The sequence below is a fragment of the Agrobacterium sp. LMR679 genome (genome assembly GCF_027157905.1).
GTDB classification, from domain to species: Bacteria; Pseudomonadota; Alphaproteobacteria; order Rhizobiales; family Rhizobiaceae; genus Agrobacterium; species Agrobacterium leguminum.
Map to the genome: position 1 here is coordinate 984,902 of NZ_JAPVOJ010000001.1, position 14,706 is coordinate 999,607.

Annotated in this window: 13 protein-coding genes; 4 read left to right on the forward strand and 9 right to left on the reverse strand. The window is 59.0% G+C overall.

The features are described from left to right. Positions 1-217 precede the first annotated feature (217 nt). From O3W47_RS04580 to O3W47_RS04615, 8 genes are all read right to left on the reverse strand, one after another. A complete protein-coding gene (locus tag O3W47_RS04580; protein ID WP_080819762.1) occupies positions 218-2,161 on the reverse strand; it encodes a methyl-accepting chemotaxis protein in 1,944 nt (647 codons plus the stop codon). Positions 2,162-2,461: 300 nt separating this feature from the next. Then, positions 2,462-4,351, reverse strand: coding sequence for a M48 family metalloprotease (locus O3W47_RS04585; protein WP_269313100.1), 1,890 nt, complete (start codon positions 4,349-4,351; stop codon positions 2,462-2,464). A gap of 8 nt (positions 4,352-4,359) precedes the next feature. Continuing rightward, positions 4,360-6,396, reverse strand: a complete 2,037-nt coding sequence (locus O3W47_RS04590; protein WP_269313101.1) for a DUF4034 domain-containing protein — start codon at positions 6,394-6,396, stop codon at positions 4,360-4,362. 128 nt (positions 6,397-6,524) lie between these two features. Continuing rightward, positions 6,525-6,851, reverse strand: coding sequence for a hypothetical protein (locus O3W47_RS04595; RefSeq protein ID WP_127758109.1), 327 nt, complete (start codon positions 6,849-6,851; stop codon positions 6,525-6,527). A gap of 119 nt (positions 6,852-6,970) precedes the next feature. Next, entirely contained in the window at positions 6,971-7,747 is a 777-nt protein-coding gene (locus tag O3W47_RS04600) for an ABC transporter permease (protein ID WP_003523941.1), read from the reverse strand. Then, positions 7,734-8,555 carry an ABC transporter ATP-binding protein gene (locus O3W47_RS04605; protein WP_127758107.1) on the reverse strand — a complete coding sequence of 274 codons (822 nt, stop codon included), beginning with the start codon at positions 8,553-8,555 and terminating at the stop codon, positions 7,734-7,736. The genes O3W47_RS04600 and O3W47_RS04605 overlap by 14 nt, the downstream gene beginning before the upstream one ends. A gap of 9 nt (positions 8,556-8,564) precedes the next feature. Then, positions 8,565-9,566 carry an ABC transporter substrate-binding protein gene (locus tag O3W47_RS04610; RefSeq protein ID WP_269313102.1) on the reverse strand — a complete coding sequence of 334 codons (1,002 nt, stop codon included), beginning with the start codon at positions 9,564-9,566 and terminating at the stop codon, positions 8,565-8,567. A 48-nt stretch (positions 9,567-9,614) separates the two neighbouring features. Next, positions 9,615-10,697, reverse strand: a complete 1,083-nt coding sequence (locus O3W47_RS04615; RefSeq protein WP_269313103.1) for a 4-oxalomesaconate tautomerase — start codon at positions 10,695-10,697, stop codon at positions 9,615-9,617. 105 nt (positions 10,698-10,802) lie between these two features. Between O3W47_RS04615 and O3W47_RS04620 the strand changes: the two genes are divergently transcribed. Then, positions 10,803-11,699: a LysR family transcriptional regulator gene (locus tag O3W47_RS04620; protein ID WP_111793759.1), complete on the forward strand. Its 897-nt coding sequence runs from the start codon at positions 10,803-10,805 to the stop codon at positions 11,697-11,699. A 106-nt stretch (positions 11,700-11,805) separates the two neighbouring features. Here the strand turns inward: O3W47_RS04620 and O3W47_RS04625 are convergent, their stop codons facing one another. Then, positions 11,806-12,351 carry a MarR family winged helix-turn-helix transcriptional regulator gene (locus tag O3W47_RS04625; RefSeq protein WP_269313104.1) on the reverse strand — a complete coding sequence of 182 codons (546 nt, stop codon included), beginning with the start codon at positions 12,349-12,351 and terminating at the stop codon, positions 11,806-11,808. A gap of 148 nt (positions 12,352-12,499) precedes the next feature. Between O3W47_RS04625 and O3W47_RS04630 the strand changes: the two genes are divergently transcribed. The 3 genes from O3W47_RS04630 to O3W47_RS04640 are packed head-to-tail and all read left to right on the forward strand — an operon-like array spanning position 12,500 to position 14,659. Further along, on the forward strand, positions 12,500-12,835 hold the full coding sequence (locus O3W47_RS04630; protein WP_080819752.1) for a cupin domain-containing protein: 336 nt from the start codon (positions 12,500-12,502) through the stop codon (positions 12,833-12,835). A 27-nt stretch (positions 12,836-12,862) separates the two neighbouring features. Then, the gene (locus O3W47_RS04635) at positions 12,863-13,267 is read left to right on the forward strand and encodes a VOC family protein (RefSeq protein WP_269313105.1); all 405 of its coding nucleotides are present in this window, start codon (positions 12,863-12,865) and stop codon (positions 13,265-13,267) included. A gap of 33 nt (positions 13,268-13,300) precedes the next feature. Beyond that, positions 13,301-14,659 (forward strand): peptidase S41, encoded by a 1,359-nt coding sequence (locus tag O3W47_RS04640; RefSeq protein WP_269313106.1) that lies wholly within the window; start codon positions 13,301-13,303, stop codon positions 14,657-14,659. The last annotated feature ends 47 nt before the right edge of the window (positions 14,660-14,706 follow it).

Consider the following 14,706-nt stretch of genomic DNA (forward strand, 5'->3'; position numbering starts at 1 on the left):
TTTTGAGAAATGCTTTCGCGTATTTGGGCCAAAGCGCCGACTGTTTCACACGGGGTAAGGCGGTCGCTGCAAGTGCCGAAGCGGAAAGCCGCTCATGCCCTCAACGGGCATATACCGCCCAAAAGCAGGACACCGGGGATCTCCGATCCCCGGTGTCGATATTTAGAGCGATGCTTTCAGCGCCTCAACCGAGCGTGCCGTAAAGGCAGGGCAAGGATCAAAACTCCTCCCAGTTGTCGGGGGCGGTATTCAACGCGGCATTACCTGAAAACGCCGCCCTTATCCTGCCGCCAAGCGCACGCGCGGGAGACGCTGCAGGCCTGTCGGCAACCGATGCCGTGCGCACGGGCGCGGAGGCCTCGCCATAACCGCCTTCGGACAGTTTGAACTGCGCGATCAGCCCGTTGAGCGAAGACGCCTCGCGCGCAAGCCCGTGGCTGGCGGCGGTGCTTTCCTCCACCATGGCGGCGTTCTTCTGGGTGTCCTGATCCATCTGGTTCACGGCCGTGTTGATCTGCTGAAGACCGGAGGACTGCTCCTGTGCCGATTCCGCAATGGCGGCAACGTGCCGGTTGATTTCCTGCACCTCCGTCACGATCAGTTCCAGCGCCTTGCCGGTTTCACCAACCAGCTGCACGCCCTGCTGAACCTGACCGTTGGATGTCGTGATCAGGTTCTTGATCTCCTTGGCCGCACCGGCAGAGCGCTGCGCCAGTTCGCGAACCTCCTGCGCGACAACGGCAAAGCCCTTGCCCGCCTCACCCGCACGGGCAGCTTCCACGCCCGCATTCAGCGCCAGAAGGTTGGTCTGGAACGCGATCTCGTCGATTACGCCGATGATGTTGGAAATCTCATTGGCGGATGTCGCGATCTGCTCCATTGCAGCGACGGCCTGCTGCACCACCTCTCCGGATTTTTCAGCGCCGACTTTTGCACGGCCGACGAGGTGACCCGCTTCCTGCGCCCGCTTCGTGGCGTCCTTCACTGTCGTGGTGATCTCTTCCAGCGCAGCCGCAGTCTCCTCAACGGCGGCAGCCTGCTGCTCCGTGCGTCTCGCCAGATCGTCCGCCGCAGACCTTATCTCGTTGGCGCCGGCGTCGATGCCGCGCGCGTTCTGCGCCACCTGGCTCAAGGTCGACTGCAACTGTTCCGCAGCCCGGTTGAAATCGCCGCGGATACCGTCAAGACCGGAAACGAACGGCTGAACGATCCGGTAAGTAACGTCGCCCTGGGCGATCTTCGAAAGGGCCGTGGCAAGATTGTCGACGGCAAACTGTACGTCGGCAGCTTCCCTGGCCTTCTGCTTCTCGCGCTCGATCCGGTCCTTTTCGGAAGTCGAACGGTTGGCCTCCGTTTCATTCTCAAGCCGGAGGCGTTCGATTGCGCTTTCGCGAAACGCCTGAACCGCAGCAGCCATCTGGCCGACTTCATCCCTGCGATCCATTCCGGAAATTTCGCTGGCCGTATCACCGGCCGCGAGCGATTCCATGCGCGCACGAAGCCGCGCAATCGGGGTGGTGATGCCCCGGGAGGAAATGAGCAGGCCAAGTGCGATCACGGCCAGCGAAACGAGCGCGAGCGTAATCAGACCCGTCCAGATCGTCGTATTGGTGCTGGCTGTAAGGCGTTCTCTCCCCTCATTCATCACCTGGATGAGCTGTTCATTGCCGGCGCTGATCTTTGGCGAGACTTCGGCAATTTTCCGAAGCACGTTGAGCGCCATCTGCTGCGCTTCGGCGCGTTGCCCTGCCTGCATGAGGGCGATGACCTGATTGCCGATTTCCTCGACTTCGACAACACCCTTGAGGATATCGCGGGCGGCATCCGTGCGCGCCGGCACCAGCTCCATGATCTTGTTCTGGCGTTCCTCGAGCTGCTTACGGTCGGCTCTGAAGGTTTTGACGGCAGCTTCGAAATCAGCGCTGGCCGGCTCGTTAAGGCTGGCGCGAAGCATCTGCATGCCGAGTGCATTGAGGTTCCCGCTGGTTCTGGCGTTCAGAACCGCAGCAAGGGCCTCATGGCCGATGAAATCGCTATAGACGCTGTCGGTGCCTTTATATTGAAGGCTGACGTAGCTTATTCCGGAAAGCGACATCAGGCTCATCAGAGAGATGACAAAAACGACCTTCGTTTTTATCTTGGTATTGTTCAGGAAAGACATGAATGGCCTCAAGGCAAGCACTCCTCCAGCCGCCCTCTCGGGAGGCCGGGGAATATATAATGAAACATCGCGGGTAGCTGTTGCCCCTCCTCATAGGGCGACAAGCGGATGCCTTTTTCGAGCCGCCGCCGGGCAGGTCGTCATGGGTCCGCTTGTTCTACCGGCTCCGCCGATGAAACCTTGGAACCTGCGTATTTTAGATTTCACAAAATCACTAAATGAAGTGTTACCCGGGATAGGCAAGTGCTGACAATTCGCCGCGCCGCTGGCCGGTTCGAGCATCGTTTTCAAGCCTGTAAGCTACGCGACAGCGGCCGTGCCCGCTCGGGCAATCAGGCTATCGTGCCTGCAATGGGCCGGGACTGGATCGTTCGGCCCGATAAAGCGAAGCTGCAGATGAAGATGCAGCCGCGCCTGCAAACGCTCAAACAGCCGCTTGCAGGCGGAAGCGTTCCTGTCTTCCTCGCCGGTCAGTTTGCCGACGAGGCGCATGAACCAGCCGTCATAGGCCTGCACATAAAGGAACCATCGTGTCGGGTCCGGCGCACCGGGCGGCGTGTCGCGGCAGAGCCAGATGGCGTGCGCATGCTGAAACAGCGGATGAAGCGTGCCTTGCAGCAAGGTGAGTTCGGATGCTTCCAACCCGTGAGGATGGAGACCGGCATCGTTGGAGGCGGATCGGACGGCATCTTCGCTCGTCCACAGGCGGTCGGCGATCTGCCGATGCTGCTCCGCCGCCGGCCTGTCTCCCACCCGCAGGCAGAGTTCGCAGAGGTGGCGATGGAGCCGATACCTGGAGAAAGAGGGGTTCCGGCCGATACGGTGCCACAAGGACATCGCTCCGTGTATGTCTCCGGCTTTCTCCATATCCTCTGCCCGTAGCTGTAGAAGCGTCGTCTCTTCAGGCGAATACCGCAATCCTTCCGCAATCGCCTCGGCGCGCAGCATGCCTGACGGATCGAATTTCTCTGAAAGCAGCGCCAGTTGCAGCCAGTCCTGCTCGTCGAACATCTGTTGTTCGCGACGCTGCAGGAGCCTTGAGAAGTCGCTGCGCTGACGGCTATGCCAGTCTTTTGCGTCCTGCCAGCCTCGTGCGGCATTGTCGCGCCAGTCTGCATCAAGCCGTGCCGCGATGCCGGGGGCTTCCTCCCCCAACCATTCGGCGGCGGCGGAAGTCTCTTCGAGACGCCAGGGCAGATGATCGGGAAGCGGGCCTGCCGGATCAAACCCCGTTGCGGCAATGCGCTCCGACAAAACGGGATGGGTGCTATGACTATCCGGTTTCTGGCAGAGGTCTTCATGCAGCCAGACGGCCGCCTGCGCGCCATCTCGCGGGCGGCTGTTCTCCGGCTCCGCCAACATCAGGGCAAAGGGTCGCGCCTTGGCGATGTCATCTTTGTCTGCCCCAGCAAACATATCCGGCCAGAATTGGCTGGACAGGGCTCTTTGCCGCAATGTGAGAGCGATTTCCGTCTCAAATGCGATGTCGGCGCCGCAGACCGTGATCGCACGCGCATCGGCAACCGCCTCGCAGCGACGGGAAAACTCCAGCGTCTCGCGCATCATGCGCGGTACATACCAGGCAAGAAACAATCTGAGCGGCGCGGTGACCAGCCGATGATTGCGCTCATGCAATTTACCAAGCGCCGCCCAGCGCTGGCGAGCCACATGGGCCCAGCGCGCAAAATGACCGTGCAACCGGGAAATATGGGTGTATTCATGCGCGACGACGGTCGCGGCCTGCCGTTGCGTCAACAGGGCGAGAAGCGGCAGACCGAGAACCAGAACATGCCTCGGCTGGCCGCCACGGGAGCCTGTCTGATAGATGGACGCGTTAAGCTCGGCATTGATATAGACGGCCGTAAAGGCTGGCGCATCGCAGGCAAGGCGCAGCCGTTCAAGCTCTTCGGCAAGGACGGGAACCTTGTCGGCCTGCAGCAATATTCCATCCGAAACCGGTGGGGGCGGTACTGCCGCATAGGCTCGCAGGACCATCAGCCCGTAAAAGACCCATGACAGCGCCGGCAAGGCAAGAAGCACCAGCAGAAGCCACGAAGACACCAGCAACACAAGCAAAAGAGGCGACAGGATCAGCGCAAGGCCGCAGGCCAACAAGAATATGTCGCCAAAGGCAAGCCAGGCCAGGGCTCGCCATCTGCCTTCGCGCGGTGACTGGAGGGGGCTTGCCATGCCGTCGCTTATTTCGGCGGAAGATGGTCGCTTGAAAGTTTCTTGCCGAGGAAGAAGGCCTTCAACGCCCGCCCGGCCATCTGCAATCCGCTCGATCCATAAACTTGCGTTTCCATCCACTCCAGTGACGAATGATCGGGGAAGAGTTCCTTGTAACGGTCGAACCATTGCATGGCGATAAACTCGCTTTTGGGAACGCCATCGCCGTATTTATAGGCGAGAACGACCTGGCCATAAGCCTCTCCGGCAATGTGGTCGTCATGATAGTCGATGAGGGATTTCATATTGGCGACGGCCTGCTGTTTTTCCTCCGCAGTGCCGTGCCGGCGATCAACGCTCGCCAGTCGGATGAGGGACATATCCACGCCGCCTTCCATCGCGCCACGGTAATATTCCTGAACCCGTTCGAAATTTTCCCGGAGCGACAGATCGAGATTGTCGACATTTTCCAGCCGCCAGGCATAGTTATAAAGTGCGACCGGCTCACCCTCCTCGACCGCCTGCTGAAGCCAGCGGCCCGCTTCGTCGCCGTCGAGCAGTTGCGGGTCTGTATCGGGCCGGAATCCCGTTGCGATGTCATACATGCTTGCCGCGGCCGAATAAACGCGCCGTTCAGCGAATGCGCGGGTCAACCAGGCCGACTCCTGCTGGAATCCTCCATCCCAGATCATCCGGCAGGCATGCATTGGCGTGAACTCATCGGGCTCGTAGAGCGGTTCGAGTTGCGCGACCCGGTCGACCAGCTGCGTGGCGATGGCCGGGTTCGCCTCTATTCCCCACATGCCGAACTGCCAGGCGAATGCCGCCATGGTCAGCATGGTCGGCTCATCAAAACGGCGGACGGCCGTCTGCAACACATTTGCATAGGCGCCGTCGTGATCCTCGAAATGCTGGATCAGCATCAGATTGGTGAAGTCCCGGAACGGGCCGTCAATGGCCGGATAGGTTCCCGGCGCCTTGCAGTAACGGATGGATTCGACATGGCGCTGGTGCGCCAGTTTTTCGTCCTGGAGAGAATAATGGGTGAAATTGGCGTATTTTCCGAGGGAAACGAAACGCAGGCGATCCGTGAGATCCCGCGCCAGCCAATTCTTGAAAATCCTCTCCCGGGCAGCAATTTCGCGGGTATCGCCGGGTTCGGGATAATCGGGAATGGTCAATGCATCCTGCACCCCGGGCCAGCGCACGGAATTGCGCTCCTGTTCACTCAGTGCGGAACATAAGGGGCCTTTGGCGAATTTTTCGACCTCGCCATCATCGCCACCCCATCGCGGGCTCAAATATTGCGCGTAAGAAACCAGGATTTCCGGCCACCGGGGCCGAAGCGAAAGGCAGTAGCGCAGCCAGTAATAGCCGGGATTTTCGGCGTCCCCCTGCTGCAGGGGCGGAAGCGAGGGAGGAAGCGTCGCCGTTATGATACCAGGCGGCGTCAATCCATGTCTGGCAAGGCGGGCGCTTGCGGCTTCGTAAAGCTCCGGTTCCAACTCATCGCGCGCTACCGTCTTTTCATCGGGCGTACCCAGAAACAGCGCATCGACGAAATCCGGCTGCCCGAGATACTGGCTCATCTCCATCATCGTTTCCGCGGCAAGAGCAGGCCGCGCGGAAAGGGCCATCGCCTTCAGCAAATGCTCTGCCGCAATTATGCAGGCCATGTGGGCGGCGGCCCACTGGTCTTCCCCAACATCCGATGCCCAACTCGCCGTTCGGATGTCGCAGGCCCGGCGGAAATAATAGTGACCGGCGACCTGCCTTGCATGGTACGAAGCCGGGTATGCCTGCCTCCAGCCATCGAGCAGTTCCAGTCTGAGGGCCGCGTCGACGCTGGCGCTGTCGAACAGGCCCGTGTCCGTCGAAAGATGGATATAGCGATCGTCCGCCAGATCGTCGGACTGCCACCATGCCGCCTCAAGCGCCGCGAGTATACGCTCCACCTCGTCGAAGCGCCGTTCAAGCATCGCCTTCCGCAACTCATCCCGCTGACGGAATCTCACCCATTGCGGGCCATCCAGTGGCAGGGGAGACGAAATTGTGACTGTTTTCATGAATGGCTCCTCAGCGGATACGTCCTTCCTTGGAGCATCAAAAAGCCCCTTGTGTCGAGATATCTGAGGAGACTTTTCCCGGCACTTTTACAAATCTCACCGCCAGGAACATAACACCGACCCGGCACTCAATCAGCAAAAGCCAAAAGCCCCACGCCTCGCTTTGCAGCTCGCTCCAGGAGATCACGCATCGAATTGAACGCGGCCAGCGCGTGTTCGTTACCTTCAAGAATATATTCGTTTGTCAGGAGGATATTCAGCAATATCCCGACCTGCACCGGTTCAAGCAGCGTATCTTCGAAGTAGCTGAGGTGGGCGCCCGCCTGCCGGCCCTTATCGAATAAAGCCGCAAGCAAACGGTGCGCATCAAGATCGATGGAACCGGCGAGCTCGAGGCCACAGGCGTCCGCAGGCATCAACTTCGTGTCTAACTCGGCGTAGTAGATGTCCAGCATGTGCAATTTGTCCAACGAATGGAAGGATTTGCACGTCGCCATTTCGCTTGCAAGGCTCAGCCAGTTAAAAAGGGGCGATCACGGACCGCCCCGACGGAAATAGTCTTGTTTCAGTCCGCTTACGCGGGGCGCTCCTCGCCTGCATTGGGTCGCCAGGTAATCAACCTCTTCTCCGCAAAATCCAGAATGAGGTCAATAACAAGAACGAAGACCGCCAGAATGATGATGCCTGCGAAAACACCGACCGCATCGAAGTTGCCTTCCGAGCGGGCGATCAGGTAGCCGAGACCGGCGGAAGCTCCCAGATATTCGCCGATGATTGCGCCGACCACTGCAAATCCGACGGACGTGCGCAGCGACGACAGAATCCAGCTCGCCGCAGCCGGGAAATAGACGTGACGCAGCAGGTCCGAGCGCTTGGCGCCCAGAATGCGGGTATTGGAAAGCACGACCGGGTTCACTTCGCGCACGCCCTGCATGGCGTTGAAGAAAGTGACGAAGAAGACGAGCGTAACCGCAAGCGCAACCTTCGACCACAGGCCAAGACCGAGCCAGAGCACGAAGATCGGGGCCAGAACGACACGCGGAATGGCGTTCACGGCCTTGATGAACGGATCGAGCACCCGCGCGACGAAGGGGCTGAGGCCCAGCCAGACGCCGGCGCCGACGCCGAGACCTGTACCGATGAGATAGCCCAGCACCGTTTCGCTCAGCGTGATGCCGACATGCTTGTAAAAACCGGCATCGGCAACCCAGTCAATCACCTGTTTGACGATGTCATAGGGTGCCGGAAAGAAGAAGCGGTCAATGGCGCCCGAGGTGACACCGAGCTGCCACCCGCCCAAAAGCACGACCAGAAGAGCGATCTGGATGATACGAACATTAACGGCTTGCATAGCTTTTCTCCACTTCGCCACGCAGGGACGCCCATATATCGCGATAGAGCGTCATGAATTTTGGATCGAGTTTGATTTCCGCGACGTTGCGGGGCCGCTCGAGATCGACAGGGAAGCTCTCGATGACGCGGCTCTTCGGGCCGGCAGCGAGAACGACGACGCGGTCTCCGAGCGCAATCGCCTCTTCCAGATCATGGGTGATCATGACCACCGCACGGCGGTCCTCCTGCCACAGGCGCAGCAACTCGTTCTGCATGAGGTGGCGGGTGTGGATATCCAGTGCAGAGAAGGGTTCGTCCATCAGGATAACCTTCGGCTCGGTGATGAGCGCCTGCGCCATCTGCACGCGTTTGCGCTGTCCGCCGGAGAGCTGGTGCGGAAAGCGGTCTCCGAAGCCCTTCAGGCCAACCTTTTCAAGCCAGGCCTGAACCTTGGCGCGCCGCTCATTTTCGGGAACGCCGCGGAACATCAAACCAAGCTCGACATTCTGAAACGCTGTCTTCCAGGGAAGAAGCGCGTCCTGCTGGAACAGATATCCGATATTGTTCTGTACGCCCTTGACGAGCGAACCGTCGATGGAAACCCTGCCCTGCGCTGGCTTCAACAGGCCCGCAATCGCGTTGAGAATGGTGGACTTTCCGCATCCGGTCGGCCCGACGATGGAGAGAAACTCGCCATCGCCGACCTTGAGATTTACGTTTTGCACGGCAACGAACGAACCGAACGCCATGGTCACGTCGTCGATTGCCACCATCGGCTGGGGCTTGAGTTCCGTCACGGGTTCTAGCTTTCTGGCTGGCGAAGACATGGCGGCCTCTCAGTTTGCGGCCTTCGAGGCCGCAGCCTCGACGAACTTGTTGGTGTAGGTGGTGTTGAGATCGATCGTCGCCTTGGCGACCGCATCATTGAAGCTTTTCAGAACGGCCAGCGGCGTTTCGAGATCGGCAGGCTCAAACTTGCCGTCTTCGGAGAAGATCGCCTTGGCTGCTTCAACGGCCTTGATGTAGGTCTGCTTGTCGCCGGACACGAAATCATCGGGAAGCTTTGCGACGATTTCTTCCGCAGAATGCTGCTTCATCCAGTGCAGCGCCCGAACCGTCGCATTGGTGACCTTCTGGATCACTTCGGGATTGGCATCGATATAGTCCTGCGTGGCGTAAAGGACCGAGGTGGGATAGATGCCGCCATAGACATCCCTTGCACCCTGATCGCTGCGGGCATCGATGAGGATCTTGCCCAGCCCGCGCTCCACGACGATGGTTGCGGCAGGGTCGTAATTGACGAGCAGATCGATCTTGCCCTGCTGCAGGGCGGCAACGGCCGCAGCGCCCGAACCGACGCCGATGATGGAGATGTCATTGTCGCTGAGATTATGCTGCTTCATGTAGTAGCGAATGAAGAAGTCCGAAGAGGAGCCGGGCGACGTGATGCCGACCTTCTTGCCCTTGATCGTCTCGGGCTTGGCCGGATTGAAATCCGTGTCGTTCTTGCCGGCGAGAACCAGGCCCGAGTTACGGGCAAGCTGCACGAAGCCGACCACGTGCTTGTTCTGCGACTGCATCTGGATCGTATGATCGTAGAAGCCCACGGCAACGTCCGTGGAACCGGCAACAAGCGCCTGCAGAACCTTCGATCCGCCCTGGGCAAAGTTCTCGGTCGTTACATCAAGGCCCTCCTCCTTGTAGAAGCCGAGGCTCGCCGCCACGGGGAAAGGCAGGTTGTTGAGGTTGTACGAGCCAACGCTCATCCTGACGGATTCGGCATTGGCAGATGCCGCCAGCGCACAGAGCGCCGCGGTTGCAAGCAGATATTTACGCATAAGGGTCTCCTCCCGGTTTGACTATATTTTGCGCCACTATGGCCGCGTCTAGGCTGCGTCTTCAATCGCAGCGATTGGTTTGGCGAAGGCGAAGCCTTCGAAAAGCCTGCGCGCCGTTCTTACGAGGCCGGCCGTTATTGCGCCGTTTCGCATCTCCAGCTGCACGTCGAGGCAGCCGGCGGGATGTTCGATGCGGATCTGGGTCGGCACCGAAAGGCCTCCAGCCGCATCATAAGCGATGGAGCCTTTGGTGACAGCCGCGGTTGCGATACCAACGGCACCGGTCGTCGCCAGTGCAGGATGACACTCGTTGGGCATGAAATACCGCACCGAAAGAGTGCCGCCTCTGCGGGCCGGTGCAACGAGCACCGGTTTCGGAATGACCATGTCTTTCACATCACCCATTCCCATCAACTTTCCGGCCTCGATGCGGATGCGGGTCATCCGTGCGATGAGATCCTTGTGAGCGCTCAGGGTTTGCGGATCCTCGTAGCCCGTCACGCCGAGATCGGCTGCGCGGATGAGAACCATCGGAATGGCGCAGTCTATGGCCGTTATGTCGACGCCATCGATCAGATCGGCCGGCTTTCCGGTGGGCAGCAGCTTACCGGTCTTCGCACCCGCCGCATCCATGAATGTCAATGCGATGGGCGCCGCCAGACCCGGAACACCGTCGATCGAGGCGTCGCCGAGATAAATAACCTCGCGGCCGCGTGTCGGAACCTTCGCCTCGATCAGCTTGCCGGTATTCACGTTATGGATTCGCACAAGAGTATCGTTGCCCTGGGCTTCGACAAGCCCCGCTTCGATGGCAAAGGGGCCGACGGCGGCCAGCATGTTTCCGCAGTTTGGCGAATAGTCGACATACTGCCTGTCGGTCCGAACCTGCGCGAACAGATAATCGATGTCGGCGCCCCTGACGGTGGAAGGGCCGATAATCGCAACTTTGGACGTGACCGGATTGCCCCCGCCAATGCCGTCGATCTGAAGCGGATGGCCAGACCCCATGATGGAAAGAAGGGCCGCGTCCCGGTCTGCTCGATCACGGGGAAGATCGGATGCGAGAAAGAACGGTCCACGCGACGTTCCACCGCGCATCAGCACACAGGGTATCTTCAGCAGATCGTTCATGGGTTGCCTCAATATTGCATTTGGCGGATCAATGCGCCGCGTTGTTGCAATATGAGCAAAAGAGTCTAATCTGTTAAATGCAATGTTTTGGAGCTTTATTGCGATATGAGCATCAATTGTGAAATTCTGGATTTGCGGGCGTTTCAAGCGGTGGTTGAACTAGCCAGTTTCCACAGGGCCGCCGAGGCACTGCATATCTCGCAACCGGCGCTCACCCGCCGTATCCAGAAACTGGAGCAGGCGATTGGCGCGCCACTTCTGGAAAGAACGACGCGCCACGTTGCCCCCACCGCCATGGGACAGGAAGTCATGCCGCTCGTTCGGCGCATGCTCGAGGAATTTGACGGATCGCTTTTTGCCATGAAGGACGGTGCGCAACGGCGCGGGCTTATCACCATGGCCTGCGTTCCCACCGCCGCCTTTTACTTCCTTCCCACCGTCATCAAGACCTTCAGCCAGCAATATCCCCATATAAGGCTGCGGATCAGGGATTTGACAGCCAATGAGGGTCTGCAGGCGGTCGCCAGGGGCGAGGTGGAATTCGGCATCAATCTGATGGGCAATTCCGATCCCGAGCTCTCATTCGAGCCGCTCATCGATGACCCCTTCGTGCTGGCAATGAGGAAAGACCATCCTCTGGCAGCTTTCGAGACAATCGAGTGGGACCAGCTGGAGGCCCATCCGCTGGTTGTCGTGGACCGTTCAAGCGGCAACAGGACGCTTCTCGACAGCGCGCTTGCGCGACACAATCTAAAATTGAACTGGTTTTATGAGGTGACGCATCTCAACACGTCGCTCGGTCTCGTAGAAGCCGGACTTGGGATTTCCGTCCTGCCGCGATTGGCAACGCCGCAGGACGATCACCCATTCCTTATCACCCGACCGATCGTCAACCCGGTGGTCTCCCGTACGATCGGCATCGTGCAAAGGCGAAGCAGCGCTCTTTCCCCAGCTGCTGAAAAATTTGTGAGGATGCTGCTCGAGACCTGGAAAACACAGTGATCGCTTGAGGAAAATGCTGCTACGGCCGGCAGGTCGCGAGCCGCAGATGCCCGGTAAACAGCTCGGACTTGTAGGTTCGCTCGAATGAAAAAACCTGCACCGGAGCCTACGCACGGGCCTCGATATCCAGCACCAGCTTTTTCAGCAGCGCCGCGAGATTATCGCGCTCCTCCGGAGTGAGCCCCTGCAGGAAACTCAGTTCGCTTTTCATATCCTTGCGAAACGCCTTTTCCGCCAGCTCGATGCCCGCCGGCATGAGGCACACAACGACACTGCGCCCATCGAGCGTCGATTTTCTGCGCTCGATGAGGCCGGCCTTTTCCAATCGATCAAGCCGGTGCGTCAGGCCGCCCGAGGAGAGCATCAGCGTCGTGTACATTTCCGTCGGCGTCAGCTGGTAGGGCGGTCCAGACCGGCGCAATGTGGCTATAACATCGAACTCGCCGCGGTCGAGACCGAAGCCGGCAAACGTCTCTTCGATTGACGGCGCCAGAAGGTTGCTGAGCCGTTTGGCGCGCCCGAAGACAGCCATCGGCTCCGTATCGATATCAGGCAGTTCCCGCGCCCACTGGCCACGGAGACGGTCGACATGATCTTCCCTGTCAGCTTCCACCATCCGATCCGTCGTCGTGTCCGGCATCGCCTGCTTCATCTCATCACCCCTTCACCACTTCGAAAACCATATACGGCTTTGCCTGCTCCGTGAATATATCTTTGCGAGAAGATAGATATCTTGACAGGAAGATAAATTGCACATATATCTTCTCGAGAAGATAGTTTTGTCTCAGGGAGGAGACCAGATGTTTTCCATCCGTCGTCATCAGGAACCGAACCCCGGCCAGAGCCGGACGGTGCGTTATGAAGGATGCGAATACGGAAGCGCCGTATCCATCTTTGTCGTCAATGCCGACCCGGGTCGCGGCCCTGATCTGCATGTTCACCCCTATGCCGAAACCTGGGTGGTGCGCAAAGGCGAGGCCGAGTTCACAATCGGCGATCAGCGGGCGCGCGGTTCGTCCGGCGACATCGTCGTCGGGCCTGCCAATATCCCCCACCGCTTCGAAAATATCGGCACTGACCGGCTGGAGATCATCTGCATCCATCCGAGCGAGACCTTTCAGCAGACCTTCCTGTAACCCCGTTCCACCATGAGGAGAAAGACAATGGCCAAAATGATTTTCCTGAACCTGCCGGTGAAAGACCTGACCGTTTCGACCGCCTTCTATAAGGCGATCGGCTGCGTGAAGAATGAAGAGTTTTCCAACGAAGACGCAAGCTCGATGGTGTGGTCGGAGACCATCACCTTCCAGCTTCTGCGGCACGACTACTACAAGACCTTCACCGCCAAACCGATCGCCGATGCCCGTACAACGAACGGCATGCTGATCGCCCTTTCGCGCGACAGCCGCGAAGAGGTCGACGCCATGGTTGGCGCCGCGGCAAAAGCAGGTGGGCAGGCGGATGTCCGTGAACCGCAGGATCTGGGTTTCATGTATCTCCGCACCTTCGCCGATCCCGATGGCCACGAATTTGAACCCGCTTACATGGATTTGAGCAATGCGGGCTGACGTCATCATCCACGCGCGTGAGGGGTTGTTCCCATGAGAACAGCCTCACGTCGCACGCTTGTCCTTGGCTTTCTCGCAATCCTGCCGCTTACGGGATATGCAAACGAGAACTCGATGACGGCCCGGCAGATGCGGGAGGATCTGTCGGCGCTTAAACAGCAATGGGCGCCCCTCGATAAAAGCTTCAGCCCGGATCAACGGCAGGCATTCGAGCGCCACGTCAACTTTATCGAAAGCGAGGTTGATCGCTTGAGCCCGGAAGCTTTCGCAATGGAGATCATGCGGTCTGTCGCGATTGCCCGAAACGGCCATACGAACGCCAATATCGGTGCTTTTCTGGGCGGCGACCTGCCCATTCGCCTGTGGTGGTTTGCCGACGGCCTCTATGTTGTAAAGGCCCATCCGGATTATGCGCATCTGCTCGGTGCGCGCATAGAAAAGATCGGCTCGCTCACGGCAGCGGAAACGGAAAACCGGCTCAAGCCCTATCTTGCGGGCACAGATCAGAGAATCCACTTTCTCAGTCCCGGTTATCTGGTGACGCCGAGGGTGCTCCGGCATATAGGCGCCATTGACGACACCGCGAAAACACCGCTGACGCTGAATCTAGGGTCCGGAACGCTGGAGACGGTGTATTTGCCTGTTGTAACGAAAGACCCGGGCGATGAGCGCAGCACCGGGCTGAACAGGGGCTATTCGGTTCTCGTTCCGGATGCGGAAAGGACGCCGGGACGCTGGCCGCATGTGCTCGACCAGCTAAAAGAAAGTCCTCGCTTATACAGCAAACGGAGCGATGTAACCGCGTCTTTTCTCGATGACGGAAAAACCACGCTCTACATTCGAAACGATACGGCGCGGAGTGTCGACGATAAGCCGCTCGTCGAAAAATTCGGCGGCATCATTCACAAAGACATCCTGCCTTTCCAGCCGAGGCACATCGTCGTCGATCTCCGTTTCAACAACGGCGGCGATTTCTTCAACAGCATTCTCTTCGCACAGGCACTGCCCCGCCTTCTCCCTGATCAGGGGCGGATTTCTGTCCTTGTGGGACGCGCGACGTTCTCCGCAGGCATCGTCACCGCAGCCTTGATAAAGGGAAGCGGAGGCGAGTGGGTATCTCTGATCGGCGAAAAAATGGGGGATGGCGGCAGGTTCTGGGCGGAAGGCGATAAAATAACACTGCCAAACTCAGGGATAAGCGTCCGCTACAGCTCCGAATTCGAAGACTACGAGCAAGGCTGCAGCGATGTCCGAACCTGCTACTGGGCGACCGTCGCATTTGGGCCCCGCAATATCTCTCTTTCACCCGACATCTCTGTTGGTCTCAGCTTCGACGATTATAAGCGCGGTCGGGATCCCGCGCTGGAAAAGGCACTGGAGCCTGCACGATAGGTAGCCGGCGACACATTGATAACGTAAACCGCCTCCCGATATGTCAG